Genomic DNA, 20,979 nt, shown 5'->3' with positions numbered 1-20,979 from the left:
GGGAAAGGCGCTTACTGCCCGGCCGGCGCCGATGCTGCGCCGTGGTGCTGCCAGTGCTGGCGCATCTTCTCGCGGAACTGCTCCATCTTTGCGAAATGCTCCTTGAGCGCCGTGCTGACGGTGGTCTTCTGCTGGTCGTTCAGGCCGTTATAGAACGCGAGCCAGGCCTGGGCGCCCTGTTCGCGCAGCTGCGCGCTTTGCTGCTCGGCCTGCTGATGCGCGGCGTGCAGCGCGTTCATGTCGAGGATCGGCTGATTCTTCATCGACTCGAACTGCTGCTTGAGCTGCTCGTGAATCTTGCGCATCTGCTCGTGGTTCTGCTTCATCGTGTCGAGCGCGGCTTGCCACTGCTTTTCCTGATCGGCGTTCAGGTTCAGCTTGTCGTGCAGCTTCTTGAGGCCCATCATGAAGCCGCCGTCGTGCATGTGATGCATGCCGGGGCCGCCGGCGCCATCGGGGCCGCCCGGGGGCGGCGTCTGGGCCTGGGCGACGCCCGCGGTGAGAGCGAGCGAGGCGGCGGCGATCGCGAGAAAGCGCGAGGTCTTCTTGTACATGGTGATGCTCCTGACAAATCCGTGAAGGGTTTTATCCGGTGAGGCGCGGCGCTCCCTGCAAAGTGCTATTGCCGCATCCGGTGACCCTAGCGTATCGGGCGCCTCTGCCTCGCGTGTTACTTGGCGGGTCCGTGTCATTACGCGACATTACTCGCGCCTTTCGTCGTAACACCCCGTAACCCAAAGTGCCTTATCGTAAGAAAAGGGCTTCTGCGCGCGCGTTAAACTTCGTCCCATGGCTACTCAAATCCTTGTCGTCGACGACGACCTCGAATTACGCGACCTGCTGCGCGACTATCTGGCGCGCCAGGGAATGGAAGTGTCGGTGCTGCACGACGCCGGCTCGCTGGAGCGGCGCCTCGAGCGCGAGCGCCCCGACCTGATCGTGCTCGACCTCATGATGCCGGGCGTCGACGGGCTGACGGCGCTGCGCAAGCTGCGCGCGTCCGGCGACGACATTCCGGTCATCATGCTCACGGCGCGCGCGGACGACGTGGACCGCATCGTCGGCCTCGAACTCGGCGCCGACGACTATCTCGGCAAGCCGTTCAATCCGCGCGAGCTGCTCGCGCGCGTGCAGGCCGTGCTGCGCCGGCGCCGCACGGTGCCGTCGGCGGCGGCGCCGGAGCAGCGCGAACCGTTCACGTTCGGCCGCTTCACGCTCGATTTCCAGTCGCGCACGCTGCAGCAGGAAGGCAAGCCCATCATGCTGTCGGGCAGCGAATTCGCGCTCCTGAAGATCTTCGTCAATCACCCCATGCGCACGCTCACGCGCGAGCGCCTGCTCGAGCTGCTGCACGGTCCCGAGTACGACGGCACCGACCGCGGCATCGACGTTCAGGTGTGGCGTCTGCGGCGCATTCTCGAAACCGATCCCTCCACGCCGCGTTTCATCCAGACGGTGCGCGGCCGCGGTTACGTGTTCGTGCCGGACGGCGAGCAGGCGAGCCATGCGACGCCCGGTTGATTCGCTGTTCGGGCGGCTCGCGCTGCTCTTCGTCGGCGTTCTCCTGCTCTCCCATGTGGCGTGGTTCGCGCTGATGCGCCTCGACCGCAACCAGATGCAGACGCGTTATGCGGTGGAGGAGGCGGCCTTTCTCGTCGATGCCGTGCGCCAGCACGTCGCGCGCGAGCCCGACCAGCCGCTGCCTTCGCGCGTGCAGCTGGTCGATCCGGCGAGCAGCGCGGTGCCGCCGGACAACGCCGGCATTCCCGAACCGCTGCGCCGTTTCCTCGACGAAGTGCGCGAGCGCATGCCGCCGGGCACCGACGTGCGCGTCGGCCCGCCCGGCCATCCGCCCACGCTCTGGGTGCGCGGCCCGCAGGATGCGCGCTGGATCGTCGTGCCGGTGCAGCCGCTGCGGATCATGCGGCCCGCGATCGACCGCATGATCCCGTGGCTGGTCATTATTTTCTCGGCGGCCGTGATCGCGGCGCTGGTGGCCGCCTGGACGCTGCAAAAACCGCTGCGTCTGCTGGCGCAGGCCGTGGCGCGCTTCGGGCGCGGCGAGCCGGTCCCGCCGCTGCGCGAGCGGGGTCCGCGCGAGCTGCGTCTGCTCACGCACGGCTTCAACCAGATGGTGAAGGAAGTGGAGCGCACCGAGCACGACCGCGCCGTGATGCTGGCCGGCGTCGCCCACGATCTGAAGACGCCGCTTGCGCGCCTGCGCCTGCGCGCCGAGATGATGGACGAGGCCAAGACGCGCGACGGCGTGGTGCGCGACGTGGAGTCGATGGCGCATATCGTCGACCAGTTCCTCGTGTTCGCGCACGACGGCGCGGACCGCAGCGAGCCCGTGGAGGTTGACGAGCAGTGCGAGCGCATCGTGCGCAATTACCGCACGGCGGGCACGGGCGAGAGCGCGTCCATCCAGATGCGGCTCGCCGCCGGCAGCGACTTCCGCCTGCCTGCCGCCACGCTCGACCGGGTGGTGTCGAATCTGCTCGATAACGCGCATGCCTATGGCGCGCCGCCGGTCGTAATCGAAACCGCGCTCGGGCCGGACGGTTACACGCTGACGGTGCGCGATCATGGCAGCGGCATCGCGGCCCCGGATCTCACGCGCGCGAGCCGGCCGTTCGTGCGGCTCGACCCGGCGCGGGGCGGCAACGGCCATAGCGGCCTTGGCCTCGCGATCGTCGAGCGTCTCGTGCGGCGTGCGGGCGGAGAATTGCAGATCGGCAACGGCGAAGGCGGCGGCCTTGCCGTGCAGATGACCTTTCCCGAGGAAGTGGTGCAGCGCACCGTCGCCGAGGCAGCGCACGCCTGGTGAGCGCGCTGTGGCCTGGGGTGGCCCCGGAGTGGCCAGGTGCTGACGATTACGCGGAGAAGAGCGTGTCGAGTGCCGCCGCCGCTTCGCTGTCGACGGTGTTGTAGGTCACAGTGCCGGCCTCGAAGATGTAGTGCGTCGTGTATCTGCCGAGACGCGCGAGTATTTCCTCCTGAATCAGCTCGGGCGCGGCGTCGAGCTTCAGATACCACGCGGTCGAGGACAGGCGCGTCTGGAACGCGCCGTACTCGACCATCAGCTGGTCGAACGCGTGAGCATCCTGATCGCGGCAGACGATGACCAGATTTCCCTTCATGCGATTACCTCCAGATTGAGCGGAACGGCGCGGTGCTGTGCGCTTTCCTGAGCCAGAGCCTGCCGTGAGGGCGAACAGGCTCGCATGGCGCGCCGCCGGATGCGGCGCGGGCGTTCATTCGATGATACCGCGTTGTTTCCCCGTCAGTTTCCCGTCGGTTTCCCGTCACCTGGGCGGGCTCCGCAGCGAGGCGCGGGCCGACGTGCCGGCTACCAGGTCTCGGCAGTGGCGCGCGGCGGCGTGGCGCCGTCGGCGGGCATGGCTTCGCAGCGGTCGCGGCCGCCCGCTTTCGCCATGTAGAGCGCGAGGTCGGCGCGGCTCATCAGCCGCTCCGGCAGATCCTGGGTCACCGCCAGTTCCGTGATGCCGATGCTCACGCTCAGGTTCGACTCGGCCGGCAACTCCGGGCAGGCGCTCGTCTTCACCTTCTGGCGCAGCCGCTCGATCACCTCGCGGCCGGTCGAGAGCGAGGTTGCGGGCAGCAGAATGCCGAACTCTTCGCCGCCAAGGCGTCCCACGGCGTCGTCGGAGCGCAGTCCGGTCCGGCAGGTTTCCACGAAATGCTTGAGAGCCCGGTCGCCGGCGGGGTGGCCGAAGCTGTCGTTGATCTGCTTGAAGTGGTCGAGGTCGGCGATCGCCATGCACAGGGTCGTGCCGCTTGCGTAGGCGCGCTCGATTTCGCGGCGCAGCAGATCGAGGAAATAGCGGCGCGACAGCGCGCCCGTGAGCGCGTCCACGCGCGCCTCCGCCGCAAGCATCGCATTGGCCGACTGCAACTGTTCGGCGAGGTCGCGGCTCGCGCGGTGCAGCCGCCGCTCGCGCACCCACGACACGGAGATCACGGCCGCGAGCGCCGACGTGCCCGCGAGCGTCAGGAAGATCAGGATCTGGTCGCGGCGGCGGTTCGCAAGCAGTTCGGGCCAGGCGTTCAGCGGATCGACGAGATGCGCCGAGAGCCCGGAATTGAGGCCGCCGCGCCATTCATAGAGGGCGGGCGCCGGCCGGCCGGGCAGCTCGACCATCTCGGCGGCCTGGGCGCGCGGCATCCAGGGCGCCTCGCCCAGCACGTCCCGCTCGGCCGAACGCAGCGCGACTTCGGAGAAGCGCTCGCGCAGATAGGTGTTCACCCGGTCGACGGCATTCATTTCCTCGACGTGCGAGCCCGGCAGCACGAGGCCCTCCAGCGCGCTGTCGTGCGCCATGATGACGACGCCGTTGTTGTCCGAAACGAACGTGCCCGGCCGCGTGACCCAGTGCCGTAGCCGCGAGATGCTGACCTTGGCCACCACGGCGCCGACCAGCAGGCCGTCGTCGTAGGCGGGCGCGGCGACGAAGATGCCGGGCTCGCCGCTCGACATGCCGACACCATAGGTTTCCGTGAAGGCGCCGAGCAGGGTTTCGCTCAGGTAGGCGCGGGCGTGCATGTCCACGCCCACATAGGAGAGCTTGTCGAGCGCATTGCTCGACGCGATGCAGATGCCGTTGGCATTGACGAGCCAGATGGCGTCGAGACCGGAGAAACCCTGGGCTTCGTGCAGAAAGCGGTCCACGGCGAGGAGCGCGGGCGTGCTCTGCAGTTCGGTGCGCCGCACCAGTTCCGTCGACTGCGGCGTCGCGGCGTATCGCGCGGACTCGGCCAGCGCCTTCTCGACGACTTGCGTCTGCGCCATCGTGGCCGGAATGGCGCGCGTCATCGAAAGGTCGCTCGCGATCACCTCGGCCATGCTGTCCACGACCGAGCGCGACACCTGCCGTTGCATGGCGAGCGCCGTATCGAGCTCCTGGCGGACCATGCGGTCGGCAAGCAGACCCGCCACGATCCAGCAGAGAATCGCCACTGCCATGACCCCGAGGGGGCCGGCTGTCTGACGCAAGAGTCTCCGGTTCATCGGCCTTGGGAGTCGTGGATGGGCGTGGTTCGGCGGTAGGCGGCGCGGCCGGCGGGCGCGGCGGCTTCAGGGCGGCGGTACCCGCCTCGCATCCGCCGTCACGCCGCGATTTTACCGCTCGAATCGCGCCTGCGATCCTCCGTTGAGCGGGCCTGACCGCACTTCGGCTGCACTTTTTGCCATGGTTTTGCGGCGGCCTGTCTGCGGCGGGGGCTTCGCGCGGGTCCGCCTCGTGTGCCTGCGGCGCGTTCGCGACCATTGGGCGGACCGAAGCGCCGGGGCGGCTAGCCAGTTCCGGCGCGGGGCGGCCAATGCGTTGTTGTTCACGAAGGCGAGGTTGTATCTGTCACAAAGGTTGTGTAGTGTCGTTCCCTTCAAATCAGGGCAAGCCTGCAAAGATTGCTGTCATGGCGCAGATGCCGGGGATCGCCGGCAGCTGCGCGCAGTGTGTGCGGCGGTGCCCACGCCGCACGCTTGATCAACGCCAACGAGTATTTGTGCCCATGCGCCTTGCCTTCCTCGATTTGTCACAGCCGGGCGATGCGCCCGGCGTCGATGCGAATTGCATTACGCTCTGCCAGGGAGACGCCTGAATGGACTTCGGCTTCAACCTGAACCGCACGGCCAACGCCTCGGCGTGGCGCGTGCTGCCCAATCGCTGGGACTTCGTCGCGTTTCCGCTCATCATCTGCCTGATCGCGATGGCGGCCATCGGCTTCCATCAGACGCTTGCGCCGATGTCGACGCTCAAGACCCAGGTGATCTCCACCGATCCGCGCATGCTGCCCGAGTACGCGATGCGCACCACGCTGCGCATGCTCGCGGCCATGGTGGCCTCGCTCGTCTTCACGCTCGTCTACGGCACGCTCGCGGCCAAGAGCCGCCGCGCGGGCCAGGTGCTCGTGCCGATTCTCGACATCCTGCAGTCGGTGCCGGTGCTGGGCTACATCTCGTTTACCGTGACGTTCTTCCTCTCGCTGTTCCCGGGCCGCGTGCTGGGCGCCGAGCTGGCCGCGATCTTCGCCATCTGGACGAGCCAGGCGTGGAACATGACGTTCAGCTTCTACCAGTCGCTGCGCACGGTGCCGCGCGATCTGGATGAAGTCTCGAAGGGCTTCCACCTCACGGGCTGGCAGCGCTTCTGGAAACTGGAAGTGCCGTTCTCGATGCCGGGCCTCATCTGGAACATGATGATGTCGATGTCGGGCGGGTGGTTCTTCGTGGTGGCTTCGGAAGCGATCACGGTGGGCAACAACACGATCACGCTGCCGGGCATCGGCGCGTATCTGTCCCAGGCCATCTCGGACAAGAATCTCGGCGCGGTGGGCTGGGTGATTCTCGCGATGACGGTCGTGATCGTCGCTTACGACCAGTTGCTGTTCCGTCCGCTCGTCTCCTGGGCCGACAAGTTCCGCATGGAAACGACGAGCTCGGGCGATGCGCCGGGATCCTGGCTGCTCGATCTCGGACGCCGTACCCACCTGATCCAGCAGATGCTCATGCCGGTGGGCTGGTTCTTCACGACGGCGGCGCGCGTGCCGCTCAGGCTGCCGTCTTTCCCCGTGATCGAACGCGCCATGCCGGCGGCGCCGGGCAAGGGCACGCTGCGTTCGCGCGTCGGCGACGTGGTGTGGGCGATCCTCGTGCTCGCGCTCACGGTGTACGTGGTGTGGCGCGTCGTGGCCTATGTGCGCACCGGCGTGACGCTCGACGAGGTGGGCCACGTGCTCGTGCTCGGGCTCATCACGCTCGTGCGCGTCCTGCTGCTGATCGTGATCGCTTCGGTCATCTGGGTGCCGATCGGCGTGCTGATCGGCCTGCGCCCCGCGCTCGCCGAGAAGGTCCAGCCGCTCGCGCAGTTCCTGGCCGCGTTCCCCGCGAACCTGCTGTTCCCGGTGTTCGTGATCGTCATCGTGAAGTTTCACCTGAACCCGGACATCTGGCTCTCGCCGCTGATCGTGCTCGGTACGCAGTGGTATATCCTCTTCAACGTGATTGCCGGCGCGAGCGCCTATCCGAACGACTACCGCGAAGCCGCGACGAACTTTCGCATTCGCGGCTGGCAGTGGTGGCGCAAGGTCATGCTGCCGGGCATCTTCCCGTACTACATCACGGGCGCGATCACGGCGTCGGGCGGCGCGTGGAACGCGAGCATCGTTTCGGAATTCGTGCAGTGGGGCGACACGAAGGTGCAGGCGCATGGCCTCGGCGCCTATATCGCGCAGACCACGGCCGCCGGCGACTTTCCGAAGATCATTCTGGGCATCGCGGTGATGTCCCTGTTCGTGACGCTGTTCAACCGCCTGCTCTGGCGCCCGCTGTACGCTCACGCCGAAGCCAGGCTGCGGCTGGACTGAGACCGATTGAGAAACGAAGGCAAACGCGATGCAAAATCCCAAGACTATGAGTGCCGCAAACAGCGATGTCGAGACGCCGGCTCCGCCGCGGCTCGGCGAGGAAATCCTGCGCGTGCAGGACGTGTGCCGGGGCTTCAGCAAGGCCCAGGGCGAGCTGCTCGTGCTCGACGACGCGAATCTCTCGCTGCGTGAAGGCGAAATTGTCGGGCTGCTGGGCCGTTCGGGCTCGGGCAAGTCCACGCTCCTGCGCATCATCGCCGGCCTGATCTCGCCGACTTCCGGCGAGGTCACCTGGCGCGGCAAGCCGCTCGACGGCCCGGCCGAAGGCGTCGCGATGGTGTTCCAGACCTTCGCGCTGTTCCCGTGGCTCACGGTGCTGCAGAACGTGGAAGCGGGCCTCGAAGCGCAAGGCGTGGGCGCACAGGAGCGCCGCGAGCGCGCACTGGCCGCCATCGACCTGATCGGTCTGGACGGCTTCGAGAATGCCTACCCGCGCGAGCTCTCGGGCGGCATGCGCCAGCGCGTGGGCTTCGCGCGCGCGCTCGTGGTCGACCCGATGCTGATGCTGATGGACGAGCCGTTTTCCGCGCTCGACGTGCTGACCGCCGAAACGCTGCGTACCGACCTGCTCGACCTGTGGACCCAGGGTCGCCTGCCGATCAAATCGGTGCTGATCGTCACGCACAACATCGAGGAAGCGGTGTTCATGTGCGACCGCATTCTCGTGCTTTCGTCGAACCCGGGGCGCGTCGTGGCCGAGATCGAGGTGCCGTTCAAGCACCCGCGCAACCGTCTCGACCCGGCGTTCCGCAAGCTGGTGGACGACATCTACGCGAAGATGACCGCGCGCCAGATCGGCGAGACCACGAAGAAGGGGCTGGAGCTCGGCAGCTGGCTGCCGCGCGTGTCCACCAACCTGATGGCGGGTTTGATCGAAACGCTGGCGATGGCGCCGTACCACGGCCGCGCCGACATGCCGGAAATCGCGCGCACGCTGCATCTGGAAGTGGACGACCTGTTCCCGATCGCCGAAATGCTGCAGAACCTCGGCTTTGCCGACGTGCGCGAGGGCGACGTGCTGCTCACGCCGCCGGGGCGCGTGTTCGCCGAGTTCGGCACGCAGGAGCGCAAGATGATGTTCGCGGAGCACCTGCTGCGCCACGTGCCGCTCGCGGCGCGGATCAAGAAGGTGCTCAACGAGCGTCCGGGACACCGCGCGCCGCGCGTGCGCTTCGAGCAGGAGCTGGAGGATTTCCTCTCCGACGGCGCCGCCGAAGAAACGCTCGATACGGTGATCGACTGGGGCCGTTACGGCGAGATCTTCTCGTACAACGACCAGTCGGAGATCTTCAGCCTCGAGGACGTCGAGTCCTGAACGCCGGCAGTGCCCGCCAGCAAAAACGGTCGCCCAAGGCGACCGTTTTTTCTGCAGCTTTTGACACGCTTACTGCAGCGTGCCCCAGCGCTCGACCGCCGGCTCGGCCGACGCCCACTTCCAGCCGCCGGCGTCGCGGCAGGTGCTCGCGGTGTACCACTGCTCGGGGGCGTCCGCGGCCTCGCCGTCCTGCACCGAGAACACGAATTCCTTGCACAGCGCGAGCGCCGACGAGAACGCCCGCGTCACGCGCACCTGCCCGTGGCCGTTCTCGACCGGCAGCTGGTGCTTGACGCGCCAGATGTCCATGCCGCCCACGGGCAGCCGGCCGGCGGTTTGGGCGATCATGTCCTGCTGATCGGCGTGCATGTTCTTCATGAAGCGGTTCACGGCCTCGTCCGTGGCGGCCTGAACCGCGATGCCCACGCCGACGCCGACGGCCGGGTTGGCCGTGACGATGCCCGTTGCGGCGGCCGCGGCCGCGCCGCTGGCGGCGCCGATCGAGGCGCAGCCGCTCGCGGCCAGTGCCGCGCCGGCGCACAAGGCGGCGAGCGCGAGGAAACGCGCACCGGGGCGTAGAAGCGGACCCGCGAGCGGCGCGCCGGGCGCGGATGCGGCTGCGGCGGTGCGCGCGGTCATTGCAGCGCACCCCAGCGGTCGGTGGCAGGCTCGGCGGAGGCCCACTTCCAGGCGCCGCCGTCGCGGCAGACGGCGGCCACGTAGAACGCGCTCGTGGCGGCGGCGTCCTTCGTCGCGTCGTGATCGACCGAGAACACGATTTCCTTGCAGTCCAGCGCGCCGCTGCTGATCACGCGGCTCACGGTCACGCGGCCATGCTCGTCGTCCTCGATCGGGAACGAGTGCGTGATGGACCACGGGGCGACGCCGCCCACGTCGAGCGGCCCGGCAACCTTCGCGATGCTGTCCTGGGTGTTGCGGTGGACGACCCGTTCGGAGTACTGCACGCCGGCCTTCGCGGCGGCCACGAAACCAAGGCCGATACCCGTCGCGACCGCGGCGTTGTTCGTGACCTTCGAGGCGATCGCGGCGCCGCCGATACCGGCGCCCGTCTGCGCCCCTTCGGAATAGAGCGAGCTGCATGCCCCGCAGGCGAGGCTCAGCGCGGCAAGCAGTGCGAGCGAGGCCGCGCGTCGCGGCGAAAAGGAAGGGGGAGCGGATTCAACCGAGGATGTGAGCCGTTGCGCGGCGCGTCGTTCTTGCATGTTCTATCCCTGCCTTGCGCCAGCGGCCTGCAGGACGGCCTGCAAACGGCATGCGGCGCGCTTTTGTGCTGTCGCGAATTGTGCAGGACGCTACCGGGGAAGGGGATAGGGAAAGTGCAAAAGTTTGCAAAATATGCTGCGATGCAAGTGCGGATCTGCTTGGCGCCGCGGCTTAGCCGGGCTCGCGCTCGCTCGTCTCGCCGCCTTCGTCGCTGTCTTCGGCGCCGTAGCTGCCGAGCCGGTTGTAGAGCGTCTTGAGGCTCACGCCCAGCGTGCGCGCGGCGAGCCGTTTGTCGCCGCCGCAGTACTTGAGCGTGCCGAGGATGATCTGTTTCTGCGCGTCGGCGAGCGGCGTGCCGATCCACACGCTCATCGCGTCGCCCTGGGTGACGGGCTTTTTCACGCGCGGCACGAGTTGCGGATGCGTGATCTCCACCACTTTCTCCGCGAGGATGAACGCGCGATAGACCGCGTTCTTCAGCTCGCGCACGTTGCCGGGCCACGACCAGTTGCGCACCGCGTCGAGCGCGCGCTTGCTGAAGGTCTTTTGCGTGCGCTCCTGTTCGTTGAGTTCCGCGAGAAAGTGCTGCGCGAGCAGTTCGCGGTCGCGCTCGCGTTCGCGCAGCGGCGGCGTGCGCAGCGGAAATACGGCGAGGCGGTACATCAGGTCCTCGCGCAGGCAGCCTTCCTTCACGGCGACGACAGGGTCGCGGTTGGTCGCGGCGATGATGCGCACGTCGCCGCGGATGGCGGCACTGCCGCCCACCGGGAGATATTCACCGGTTTCGAGCGCGCGCAGGAGCTTCACCTGATGCAGGAGCGACATCTCGGTGATTTCGTCGAGGAACAGCGTGCCGCCGCGCGCGTGTTCGAAGTGGCCGTCGCGTGCCTGCACGGCGCCCGTGAAGCTGCCCTTCTCGTGGCCGAAGAGCTCGGCTTCGATCAGTTCGTCGGGGATCGCGCCGCAGTTGACCGCGATGAACGGGCCGTCGTGCCGCGCGCCGCGCTCGTGTATCGTGCGCGCGACGAGTTCCTTGCCGGTGCCCGATTCGCCGACGATCAGCGCCGTGGCGTCGGTGACGGCCACGCGCTCGATCTGCGCATAGAGGTCCAGCATCACCTCCGACGATCCGAAGAGCAGGCCATAGGATTGCAGGCCTGCGGCGCGCGCACCGGCGCTTCCGGTTTCGTTGCCGGCGTTTTTGCCGGCGCCGCTGCCGGCGCTGTTGCCAGATTTGTCGCCGGGGGTGTCACGCCTCGTGGCGGGCGAGCCCGGTTCGGTTGATGCCATAGGGTAATCGTCCTGCAAAGGGTTTCGGTCGTTACGCTGCCGCGCGCCGACGGCCACTTTGTTTCTATCTCGTAAACATTTAACCACTGTCGCATGTTGCACGGCAATGGAGCGGCCAGGTGGCCGCCGCCGCCGCTCGCCGCGCGGGACGGACAGACGGCATGAATCCTGCTGCGGAACTCGTGGCGTCTGCGGGAATCGAGAACATCAGGGAGGGCGGCTGCGTTGGCGCGAAGTGCGAACTTTACCGGCTCATCCCGTGCAAAGAGATTGGACCGACGAAACTGGGAGGACGCAAGATGTCGAGGAACAGGACGAATCTGGCCAGCGCGCTGATTGCCGTCGGGGCGATCGGTGCAACGGCGGGGATGCTGGCCTGGCGCTGGTCGCAGCGCCATCGGGCGCAGCGTTTCACTTACCACCGCGAACTGAATCGCTGGGAAGGAGAAGGCGGTTCGCTTGCGTCGGCGGTGGACGGCGCGGTCGAGGCCGGCGCGTCGGCGAATGAAGCGACCCTGGGCGCCGCTTCGGCGCCGTCGGCGAACGGCGCCGCGGGTACGCCCTGGCCGTTTCCTCACGGCAACGCCTGAAGGGGCATCCCGTCAGGCCAGAAAGACTCGAGGTAGGCGCGCGCTGAGGCCCTGCGTGCGCCTCTATCTCGAATATGTCTATAATGGTCATATCTACAACAATCGGTTCCGGGATCGCCGAATGACGGCGAGATTGTTGCGTCAATGCGGTTAAACCGCGCCTGCAGCCTCTTCGGCGCGTATTCCGCCGCTTCGTACTCCACTGTGCAGCACCGCCGTAGGCGCCGTCAGGCGCCGGTTGCCGTTGCCCGGCGCCGGGTGCGGGGGCGACGGCCGAGTGGGGTCATTCAACTTTCACGACTGACGAGACGCGATGCCACATGTATTGATTGTCGACGACGATGCAGAAACCCGCGAGGCGCTCGCCGTCGTCGTGGGAGAGGACGGACTCACCACGGCTCAGGCCGGCGACCTGCGCGAAGCCCGCATCCAGCTCGTGCGGCAGATGCCCGACGTCGTTTTCACCGACCTGAAGCTGCCCGACGGCAGCGGTACGGACCTCTTTCAGGATCTCGACCCGCGTTCGGGCGTGGAGCTTGTCGTCATCACGGGCCACGCAACCGTCGAGACCGCCGTCGACGCGCTCAAGGCGGGCGCGATCGACTACCTCGTCAAGCCGATCAACCTGCAGCGCGTGAAGGCGATCCTGAACCGCCTGCCGCGCGCGGGCGACCTCAAGGCAGAGATCGGCACCTTGCGCGGCGAGCTGCGCCGCATGGGGCGCTTCGGCCTCATGCTCGGCAATTCCGCGGTCATGCAGGACGTCTACGACCAGATCGGCCGTGTCGCGCCCACGCCCGCTTCGGTGATGCTCGTGGGCGAATCGGGCACCGGCAAGGAAGTCGCCGCGCAGACCATTCATCAGCTGAGCCTGCGGCGCAAGCACGAATTCCTCGCCGTGAACTGCGGCGCGATCTCGCCCAACCTGATCGAATCGGAGATGTTCGGCCACGAGCGCGGCTCGTTCACGGGTGCGGATCGCCAGCACAAGGGCTACTTCGAGCGCGCGAACGGCGGCACGCTGTTCCTCGACGAAATCACCGAAATGCCGATCGAGCTGCAGGTGAAGCTGCTGCGCGTGCTGGAGACGGGCATGTTCATGCGCGTGGGCACGACGAAGGAGATCGAGACCGACGTGCGCCTCATCGCCGCGACGAACCGCGATCCCGAAGAGGCCGTGGCCGAAGGCAAGCTGCGGCTCGACCTCTATCACCGGCTCAACGTGTTCCCGATCAGCCTGCCGCCGCTGCGCGAGCGCGGCAAGGACGTGGAACTGCTCGCCCAGTCTTTTCTCGACGAACTCAACGAGCGGCACGGCACGAAGAAGCAGTTCCCGCCGGCGGTGCGCGAGACGCTTGCGACCTACCCGTGGCCCGGTAATGTGCGCGAGCTGAAAAACTACGTGCAGCGCGCGCACATCATGTCCGGCGCGGACGGCGAACTCACGGCGGCCGTGCCGTTGCAGATCTCGCTGTCGAAGCCGATGGCCGGCACGGCGGTGACGATCCCGTTCGGCACGTCGCTCGCCGACGCCGACCGTCAGCTGATCCTCGCCACGCTCGAGCAATGCGGCGGCGTGAAGACGCGCGCCGCCGAGATTCTGGGCATCAGCCTGAAGACGCTCTATAACCGCCTCGTCGAATACGGCAACGAGCCGGCCGGCAAGGGCGGCGTGGAAGCGGAGCCGCGTGCGCGCGCGGCGGGCGGCGCGGGCGTCTGAGGCGAGGCCTTGCGACCGGCTCCGGCGGCCGGGTTTTGTGCGCGGTATGTCTCTTGCAAACGCTTGGGACAGTGCCCCCGAGGAGTCAGCCATGCCGTTTTGCCGAGCCGCCGATCACTTCCGCGTCCAGCCTTCGATGGCTCACACGCCGCAACCCGACGATCCGCCGCCGGGTGAACCCGACAGTCCCGACGTGCCGCCCGTCGGCGATCCGCCGCCGGAGCCCGGCGAAGTCCCGCGCTCGGCCGGCCGCCGTCCCCGACCGCCGGCCCGGGCCGGCCGCGCGGCCTCGATGCGCTGGGCCCGCTGGGCCTGCTGGATCGCCCGCGCGGGCTGAATGGCTGCGCGACGGCCCGCCCAGGACGTTTATGTACGACTTACAAGCGCTGCACCATTTTTACCGGCATTTTCACGCGGCGACCCCTAGACTGTAAGAGCGCCACCTCCATGTGGCGGCCTTCCGCTGGAGGCTTCGAGATGAGACACCCTGCATTGCGCCGCTCCGCACGTCACCCGGGCAAGCGTGGCCCGCGTGACGGAGAACAGAAGGGCAGCAATCCGCCACCGATGGCCGTGCCCGACCCGGCTGGCCAGAACCGCCCCGCGCCGGGCATTCCGCCGGACGGCGAGCACAATCAGGGCGGCTCGCGGGCCGAGGGTCTCGAGTACCAGCGCGATCTCGGCTCGGAACAGGACGCCTGAGCGCCCGGCTCCGGCCAGGCTCCATCGCACGCTATCGAATGTTTGAACGGGCGCGAATATCGCGCGGAGTGCGCTCGCGCGTGCGCCGGGCCGCGCCTTGTCGCAGCTTGTCGAATATGTCCTGCCGCGCAGGCGGCACGAAATTTGCATTCATTTGAAAAGCAGAGTCTTTGAATAACGAAACAGGAGGATTGCCGCAATGGGCAGACTGATCGTGGTATCGAACCGCGTCGCGCCGACACAGGAAGGACGACCCGCAGCAGGAGGCCTTGCCGTGGGCGTGCTGGATGCGCTCAAGGAAACGGGCGGCGTATGGTTCGGCTGGAGCGGCGAAACCGTTGCGGAGCCGTCGTCTCCGGTCATCGAGCAGCAGGGCAGCGTCACCTACGCGACGGTTGGCCTCACGCGGCGCGATTATGACCAGTACTACAAGGGTTTCTCGAACACGACGCTCTGGCCCACCTTCCACTACCGCAACGACCTTGCGCGCTACGAGCGCCAGGAATACGCCGGCTATCTGCGCGTGAACGTGACGCTCGCACGCCAGCTCCAGCCGCTGATCGAGCCCGACGACATCATCTGGATCCACGACTATCACCTGATCCCCTTCGCGCGCTGCCTGCGCGACCTCGGCGTGAAGAATCCGATCGGCTTCTTCCTGCACATTCCGCTGCCGGTGCCGGAGGTGATGCGCTCGGTGCCGCCGCACGAAGAACTGATGAAGTTCATGTGCCACTACGACGTGGTGGGCTTCCAGACCGACGCGGACCGCCAGGCCTTTCTCGACTACATCGAGCGCGGCGGCCATGGCAGCGCGAGCGAGGACGGCATGGTGCACGCCTGGGAGCGCTTCCTGAAGGTGGGCGCCTATCCGATCGGCATCTACCCCGATGCGATCGCGGAGGCCGCCGGGCAGTTCACCGATCGCAAGTCCGTGCGCAGCTTGCGCGACGCCATGCGTGGCCGCAGGCTGATCATGAGCGTGGACCGGCTCGACTATTCGAAGGGTCTCGCCGAGCGCTTCCAGGCGTTCGAGCGCCTGCTGCAGAACGGGCCGGGCTGGCACGGCCGCGTTTCGCTGCTGCAGATCGCGCCGCCGACACGCTCCGACGTGCAGACCTACCAGACGATCCGCCGCAACCTCGAAGGCGAGGCGGGCCGCATCAACGGCCGGTTTGCGCAGCTCGACTGGACGCCGATCCAGTACCTGAACCGCAAATACGAGCGCAATCTGCTGATGGGCCTGTTCCGGCTCGCGCACGTGGGCTTCGTGGCGCCGCTGCGCGACGGCATGAATCTCGTTGCGAAGGAGTACGTGGCATCGCAGAACCCGGACGATCCGGGCGTGCTGGTGCTCTCGCAGTTCGCGGGCGCGGCCGAGCAGATGCCCGGCGCGCTCGTCGTGAATCCTTACGATCTGAACCAGACCGCGGAGGCGCTCGAGCGGGCCCTCTCGATGCCGCTTGCCGAACGGCGTTCGCGCTACGAGGACATGATGGCGGGGCTGCGCCTGAACAATCTTTCGGTATGGCGCGACTCGTTCCTTGCCGATCTGCGCAGCGTGGCGACCGCGGCTTCCGTGACGGCGAAGGCGCGCGGCGCGGTGCCCGCCCCTTCGCCCGAGAAGGCGAAGGCTGGCTGACGCTTGCTGCGCGCGCCTTGTCGGGCGCGCACGGTCCCACCCACGCGGCGGCCTTCGAGCCGCCGCGTTGCGTTGCAGCAGTCCTTCGGCAGTCCGTCGCCAGTCCCTGGGCTAGGCCTGCTGCTGGCCCGCTTCTCCATAGGGCTCGGGCGAGCGGGTCGGATCGAAGTCCGCCCAGTGCCCGCCCTGCCAGTGGCCGGAGGCGCGCTCGATGTCGGTGGCGCCGGCTTCGCCGAGCACCTCGGCGGCGATCGCCTGGTTTTCGGCGCACACGTGCACCGCGAGCAGCACGCCCGAATTGCGCGTTTCGCGCAGCACCCGTTCATGATGCTCGTCGACGTGCGGCCGGCTCGCGCTGATGCCGATGCGCGAGCCGACCCACGCACCCACACCCGCCGCGATCACGACGATCGGAAACGACGCCGACATCCCGCCGAAGATCACGACGCCCACCACGGCACCGGCGACCGCGCCGGCCGTGAGGTTGCGCGCGAGATGCGGCGACATGGGAAGGGCGGCGTGAGGCGCTGCGGCGTGCGCCGCGTGACGGGCATGCTGCCCGCGCGGATTGACGAAGAAAAGGTTGACGTCTTCCTCGACGAAGCCGCGCGCGAACAGCTTTTCGGCGACGGCCTCGGCGGCGGGGAAGGTGGTGAAGCGTCCAGCGACGATCAGTGACATGGCAATCCCCCTTTTGACCTCGCGCGAGGCGCCGTGAAGGGACGAAAGACGCGGCAAGGCGCGGAGCGTGCGCGAACCGGGGGCTGCTCAGTACGACTGATCAGGCTCGGCCGGCGACGCGCGCTGAGCGCGGCGCCGCCAGGAAATGGGTCAGCGGCCGCGCGGCGGAGTGCGACGAGGTATGTACTGGGTAGTGTAGTCAGGCGTGCGCGGCGCGGGGCCCGTGTGCGGGAATTTACTCCGGCGTCCCTGCCGCGTTGCCCGGCACGAGCCGCAGCATGCTGACCACGGCGGCGAGCGCCGCGAACCCCGTCGCCACATAGAGCGCGATCGTGGGTCCGTGCTGCGGCGCCACACCGAAGATCAGCGCGACCAATGCCGCGCCCAGCGTCTGGCCCGTGAGGCGGGCCGTCCCCAGCATGCCGCTTGCGCCGCCCGAGCGTTCGCGCGGGGCCGACGCAAGCATCTGCCGGTTGTTCGGCGACTGGAACGTGCCGAAGCCCGCGCCGCACAGCGCCATGCGCCAGCCGATGTCGAACGCGGAAGGATGCGCGCCGAGCGTGGCGAGCAGCAGGAGCCCCAGCGCGAACAGCGCGAGCCCGATGCCGCCGAGCATGCCCGCGGGGTGGCGGTCGGAGAGCCAGCCGGCGAGCGGCGCGGCGCCGACGATCACGAGCGGCCAGGGTGTCATGAGCAGGCCGGTCGCGACCTGGGTGAAGCCGAAGGCGTCCTGCAGCAGAAAGGGCAGCGCGACGAACGCGAGCATCTGCGCGCAGAACGAGCAGACGGAGGTGCCGACCGAAAGCGCGAACACGGGAATTCGCAGCAGGTCGACGGGCAAGAGCGGCGCCGGCTGGGTCAGCTGGCGGCGCACGAAGAACCAGCCGATCACGAGCGCCGCGGCGAATTCGGCGCCGATCCACGCGCGGCGCTCGCCGTGACCGAGGCCGTCGACGGCGAAGATCAGGAGGCCGAACACCAGCGCGTTGAGCACGGCGCTCCCGTAGTCGTAGGGGGCCGGATGCGGCCGGTTGACGGGCAGCGCGCGCAGGGCGAGCACGTAGGCGGCGACGCCGATCGGCACGTTGATCGCGAAGAGCCAGGGCCACGAGGCGACCGAGAGCACGCCCGACGCGATGGTCGGTCCCACCGCCGACGCGACCGCCACCACCATCGCGTTGATCGACACGCCGCGGCCGAGCTGGTTGCGCGGATAGATCATGCGCACGAGCGCGGTGTTGACGCTCATGATGCCGGCGCCGCCCAGGCCCTGCACCATGCGCGCGACCGCGAGCAAGGGCAGCGAGGTGGAGAGCGCGCAGCCGAGCGACGCGATGGTGAAGAGCCCGAGCCCCCATAGATACACGCGCCGGTAGCCGATGCGGTCGCCGAGCGAGGCGAGCGGCAGCAGCGAGATCGTCACCGCGAGCTGGTAGGCGTTGACGATCCAGATCGAGCTCGCTTCGCTCGCGTGGAGATGGCGCGCGATCGTCGGCAGCGCGACGTTGGCGATCGCGCTGTCGAGCACGGCGAGCGTGATGCCGAGCGCCACCACGACGATGGCGTGATAGCGCTGCGGGAAAGGCAGGCCGGCTTCCGCCTCGGCGGCGGGATCGGCGTTCGGATGGGGCAGCGTGGATGTGGTGGTGGGCATCGATTGGCGGGCGCGCGCAAGGGCGGTCGGCATGGCTCGCGGGCGCGCACGCATCGCGCCTGGCGGCGCAGGCATGGGCCGCGCCGTCTGGGCTGCCGGCGACGCTTGCGCACGCGCGGTTATTTCAGTTCGTAGAGCCCGACGTAGGTCGTCGAATCGATTTCGTTCAGGTGCGTCATGAAGCGCGCCACCGCATTGGTCGTGTCGGGCGTGACCGGAAGTTCCGGCACCTTCAGCGCATGCACGCGGAAGATGTAGCGATGCGGCTTGTCTCCGCGCGGGGGCGCCGCGCCGCCGAAGCCGACCGTGCCGTAGTCGTTGCGCAGCTGCAGGGCCCCGCCCGGCAGCAGGCTGCCGTCGGCCTTGCCGGCATTGCGGGCGAGCGCGCGCACGTCGACCGGAATGTTGACGACGACCCAGTGCCAGAAGCCGCTGCCCGTGGGGGCGTCGGGATCGTAGAGGGTCAGCGCGAAGCTCTGCGTGTCGTCGGGCGGCGCATCCCATTGCAGCGCGGGAGAAACGTTGTCGCCGTCCACGCCGAAGGCCCGTTCGTCGAATTCCTGCGCCTTCGGCATGAAGCCGTTGTTCGGGAAGTCGTCGGACCAGAGTCGGAATTCAGCCATGGGTTGTCTCCTTCTCGTGCGTTCTTGCCGGCTCGCGCCTTGCATGGGGCCGCGCACGGCTTGTCGATCGAGTTTAGCACCGCGCACGACACTTACGCGCGGGCTTCGAACCACCTCGAGGCGGGGTCCCGGAGCCAGGCGTCGAGGCGCTCGACGACGGCCTGCGGGTCGTGGCCGGCGCCGCGCAGCGCACATTCCCAGATCACCGCGACGCGCCAGCCCTGCGCCGCAAGCGCGGCGAGCGCCTTCGCGTCGTTGGCGCGGTTGCGCGCGATCTTCTCGCGCCAGAACTCGGGGCGCGTCTGCGGCCACTTGAAGAGCGCGCAGCCGTGGCCGTGCCAGAAGCAGCCGTGCACGAACACGGCGGCGCGGTAGCGCGGCAGCACGATATCGGGGCGGCCCGGCAGCTCGCGCACGTCCAGCCGGAAGCGGAAACCGCGCCGGTGCAGCAGGCTGCGGATCACGCGCTCGGGCCGGGTGTTGCGCCCGCGAATGCCGGACATCATCCGGCTGCGGGTGGCGGGATCGACGACATCGACCATGGTTGCCGTCCGCTATCGTGTCTTCGCTCGCGCCGTCAGGCCGCCTCGGCTGCCGGTTGCGTGCGCACTGACCGGGCTGTCCGGCTGCGCACGGCGGGTGCCTCGGTCGTGCCGGCGGTTCTGGCCTTCGCGCGCGGCTGCGCCTTCGGCTGGGCTTGCTCGGCTGCCGTTGCGGCGCGGGCCTGCGCGTGCGCTTTGGCGCCGGCGGTGGCCAGCAGGGCGTCGAGATGCGGCATCATCGTGCGCGCCACTTCGCGCATCACCGGCATCACCACGCTGTTGCCGAACTGGCGATAGGCCTGGGTGTCGCTCACGGGAATGCGGAAGGTGTCGGGAAAGCCCATCAGCCGCGCGCACTCGCGCGGCGTGAGGCGGCGCGGGCGTAGTCCTTCGCCCTGGTGAACGAGGATCTCGCTGCCGTCCTTGTGATAGCGCGCCGAAAGCGTGCGCGTCACGCTTTCCGGAAACGCGAGGCCGTAGCCGAACCCATTGCCGGCGGCGCGGTGCTTCTCCGCATATTGCTGGAGGTATTGCCAGAGGCCGGGCGTAAGCGTGTATCGGGGCTGCACGCGGCGCGCGGCGTGGTCGAAGAAGCGCTCGCCGTCCCACGGCAGGACAGGTTCGCTGCCGTCCGTGCGATGCAGGATCGAGGCGAGGCGCGGCCCCTCTTCGGGCAGCGCGAGCGCGTCCCACGAGAACGGCGCGGGCTCGCGGAAGCCGGCGATGATGATGCGTTCGCGGTGCTGCGGCGTGAAATGGCGGCCGTCGACGACGCGATAGTGCACGTCGTAGCCGAGTTCGTCGCGCAGCACCTGGAGGATCACGTCGAACGTGCGGCCGCGGTCGTGCGAGAGCAGGTTCTTGACGTTCTCGAGCAGGAAGGCGGCGGGACGCCTGGCGGCGATGATGCGCGCGACGTCGAAGAAGAGCGTGCCCTGGGTCGTGCACTCGAAGCCATGCGGCCGGCCGAGCGCGTTCTTCTTGCTCACGCCCGCGATCGAGAACGGCTGGCACGGAAAGCCGGCGAGCAGGACGTCGTGGTCGGGGACGGCCCCGGCGTCGCAGGTCGTGATGTCGCCGACGAAGGCGTGGTGCCCGTCGTGGTCCTGCGTGTAGTTCTCCAGATAGGTCTTCTTCGAGAACGGGTTCCACTCGCTCGTGAACACGCATTCGCCGCCGTGCGCCTCGAAGCCCATGCGTATGCCGCCAATGCCCGCGAACAGGTCGACGAAGCGAAACCGCGCGCCGGCCGCCGGGCTATCGGCGCCGCCGCGCAGAAGCTCGCGCAGGGCGGCTTCGAGCGTGGCCGGGCAGGGCGTCTCGCCTTTTTCCCAGCGGCGCACGGTTTTGACGTCCTTGCCGACATGGGTGGCAATCTGCTGCTGGGTGTAACGCTGGCGTGCCTGCCGGAGCAGGTCTCGCGGATGGGCCGTGGGCACGGAGTCCTCTCTGGGTATTTTTGCGGACATTATGACCGAGAGGCCTTGCGCGGCGCCAGGATTTCCGTGGCGCGGGACGAGGTGGGGCCCTGCCGGCACGGTCGCGCGGAC

20 protein-coding genes are annotated in these 20,979 nt (G+C 68.2%); 9 read left to right on the top strand and 11 right to left on the bottom strand.

Annotated features, from left to right (window positions below; translation table 11 throughout):
* Positions 1 to 11: 11 nt before the first annotated feature.
* Positions 12 to 554 carry a periplasmic heavy metal sensor gene (locus tag BAC01S_RS15495; protein WP_027795592.1) on the bottom strand — a complete coding sequence of 181 codons (543 nt, stop codon included), beginning with the start codon at positions 552 to 554 and terminating at the stop codon, positions 12 to 14.
* Positions 555 to 789: 235 nt separating this feature from the next.
* Here BAC01S_RS15495 and BAC01S_RS15490 point away from each other — a divergent pair, with 235 nt between their 5' ends.
* Entirely contained in the window at positions 790 to 1,521 is a 732-nt protein-coding gene (locus BAC01S_RS15490) for a response regulator (protein ID WP_027795591.1), read from the top strand.
* Complete coding sequence (locus BAC01S_RS15485) at positions 1,505 to 2,827, top strand: ATP-binding protein (protein ID WP_027795590.1); 1,323 nt, start codon at positions 1,505 to 1,507, stop codon at positions 2,825 to 2,827. The genes BAC01S_RS15490 and BAC01S_RS15485 overlap by 17 nt, the downstream gene beginning before the upstream one ends.
* A gap of 46 nt (positions 2,828 to 2,873) precedes the next feature.
* On the opposite strand, the gene BAC01S_RS15480 is transcribed toward BAC01S_RS15485, so the two are convergent.
* Entirely contained in the window at positions 2,874 to 3,140 is a 267-nt protein-coding gene (locus BAC01S_RS15480; protein WP_027795589.1) for a double-stranded DNA-specific endonuclease, read from the bottom strand.
* A 209-nt stretch (positions 3,141 to 3,349) separates the two neighbouring features.
* Complete coding sequence (locus tag BAC01S_RS15475) at positions 3,350 to 5,029, bottom strand: sensor domain-containing diguanylate cyclase (protein WP_027795588.1); 1,680 nt, start codon at positions 5,027 to 5,029, stop codon at positions 3,350 to 3,352.
* Positions 5,030 to 5,622: 593 nt separating this feature from the next.
* On the opposite strand from BAC01S_RS15475, the gene BAC01S_RS15465 reads away from it, so the two are divergent.
* On the top strand, positions 5,623 to 7,386 hold the full coding sequence (locus BAC01S_RS15465) for an ABC transporter permease (protein WP_027795587.1): 1,764 nt from the start codon (positions 5,623 to 5,625) through the stop codon (positions 7,384 to 7,386).
* A gap of 28 nt (positions 7,387 to 7,414) precedes the next feature.
* A complete protein-coding gene (locus BAC01S_RS15460) occupies positions 7,415 to 8,761 on the top strand; it encodes an ABC transporter ATP-binding protein (RefSeq protein WP_027795586.1) in 1,347 nt (448 codons plus the stop codon).
* A gap of 69 nt (positions 8,762 to 8,830) precedes the next feature.
* On the opposite strand, the gene BAC01S_RS15455 is transcribed toward BAC01S_RS15460, so the two are convergent.
* From BAC01S_RS15455 to BAC01S_RS15445, 3 genes are all read right to left on the bottom strand, one after another.
* Positions 8,831 to 9,400: a hypothetical protein gene (locus BAC01S_RS15455; RefSeq protein ID WP_027795585.1), complete on the bottom strand. Its 570-nt coding sequence runs from the start codon at positions 9,398 to 9,400 to the stop codon at positions 8,831 to 8,833.
* Positions 9,397 to 9,984, bottom strand: coding sequence for a hypothetical protein (locus BAC01S_RS15450; RefSeq protein ID WP_043202392.1), 588 nt, complete (start codon positions 9,982 to 9,984; stop codon positions 9,397 to 9,399). Before BAC01S_RS15450 ends, BAC01S_RS15455 begins: the two co-directional genes overlap by 4 nt.
* Positions 9,985 to 10,156: 172 nt before the next feature.
* Complete coding sequence (locus BAC01S_RS15445) at positions 10,157 to 11,275, bottom strand: sigma-54 interaction domain-containing protein (RefSeq protein WP_043202389.1); 1,119 nt, start codon at positions 11,273 to 11,275, stop codon at positions 10,157 to 10,159.
* Positions 11,276 to 11,394: 119 nt separating this feature from the next.
* On the opposite strand from BAC01S_RS15445, the gene BAC01S_RS34640 reads away from it, so the two are divergent.
* From BAC01S_RS34640 to otsA, 5 genes are all read left to right on the top strand, one after another.
* Positions 11,395 to 11,865, top strand: a complete 471-nt coding sequence (locus BAC01S_RS34640; RefSeq protein WP_156954418.1) for a hypothetical protein — start codon at positions 11,395 to 11,397, stop codon at positions 11,863 to 11,865.
* Positions 11,866 to 12,178: 313 nt separating this feature from the next.
* Positions 12,179 to 13,585 carry a sigma-54-dependent transcriptional regulator gene (locus BAC01S_RS15435; protein ID WP_027795581.1) on the top strand — a complete coding sequence of 469 codons (1,407 nt, stop codon included), beginning with the start codon at positions 12,179 to 12,181 and terminating at the stop codon, positions 13,583 to 13,585.
* 91 nt (positions 13,586 to 13,676) lie between these two features.
* Positions 13,677 to 13,922, top strand: coding sequence for a hypothetical protein (locus tag BAC01S_RS31405; protein ID WP_043202386.1), 246 nt, complete (start codon positions 13,677 to 13,679; stop codon positions 13,920 to 13,922).
* A gap of 140 nt (positions 13,923 to 14,062) precedes the next feature.
* On the top strand, positions 14,063 to 14,287 hold the full coding sequence (locus BAC01S_RS15425) for a hypothetical protein (protein WP_027795580.1): 225 nt from the start codon (positions 14,063 to 14,065) through the stop codon (positions 14,285 to 14,287).
* Between the two features lie 199 nt (positions 14,288 to 14,486).
* Positions 14,487 to 15,929 (top strand): alpha,alpha-trehalose-phosphate synthase (UDP-forming), encoded by a 1,443-nt coding sequence (gene otsA / locus BAC01S_RS15420; protein WP_027795579.1) that lies wholly within the window; start codon positions 14,487 to 14,489, stop codon positions 15,927 to 15,929.
* A 111-nt stretch (positions 15,930 to 16,040) separates the two neighbouring features.
* Here otsA and BAC01S_RS15415 read toward each other — a convergent pair whose 3' ends face one another.
* From BAC01S_RS15415 to dcm, 5 genes are all read right to left on the bottom strand, one after another.
* On the bottom strand, positions 16,041 to 16,610 hold the full coding sequence (locus BAC01S_RS15415) for a hypothetical protein (RefSeq protein WP_027795578.1): 570 nt from the start codon (positions 16,608 to 16,610) through the stop codon (positions 16,041 to 16,043).
* Between the two features lie 235 nt (positions 16,611 to 16,845).
* A complete protein-coding gene (locus BAC01S_RS15410) occupies positions 16,846 to 18,264 on the bottom strand; it encodes an MFS transporter (RefSeq protein ID WP_043202418.1) in 1,419 nt (472 codons plus the stop codon).
* Between the two features lie 119 nt (positions 18,265 to 18,383).
* Positions 18,384 to 18,887 carry a YbhB/YbcL family Raf kinase inhibitor-like protein gene (locus BAC01S_RS15405; RefSeq protein ID WP_027795576.1) on the bottom strand — a complete coding sequence of 168 codons (504 nt, stop codon included), beginning with the start codon at positions 18,885 to 18,887 and terminating at the stop codon, positions 18,384 to 18,386.
* Between the two features lie 92 nt (positions 18,888 to 18,979).
* On the bottom strand, positions 18,980 to 19,429 hold the full coding sequence (locus BAC01S_RS15400; protein WP_027795575.1) for a very short patch repair endonuclease: 450 nt from the start codon (positions 19,427 to 19,429) through the stop codon (positions 18,980 to 18,982).
* 35 nt (positions 19,430 to 19,464) lie between these two features.
* Positions 19,465 to 20,898 carry a DNA (cytosine-5-)-methyltransferase gene (dcm, locus tag BAC01S_RS31400; RefSeq protein ID WP_084168599.1) on the bottom strand — a complete coding sequence of 478 codons (1,434 nt, stop codon included), beginning with the start codon at positions 20,896 to 20,898 and terminating at the stop codon, positions 19,465 to 19,467.
* Positions 20,899 to 20,979 lie beyond the last annotated feature (81 nt).

Source organism: Paraburkholderia acidipaludis NBRC 101816 (assembly GCF_000684975.1).
Classification (GTDB): Bacteria; Pseudomonadota; Gammaproteobacteria; order Burkholderiales; family Burkholderiaceae; genus Paraburkholderia; species Paraburkholderia acidipaludis.
This window is presented reverse-complemented; position numbering and strand designations above follow the sequence as displayed.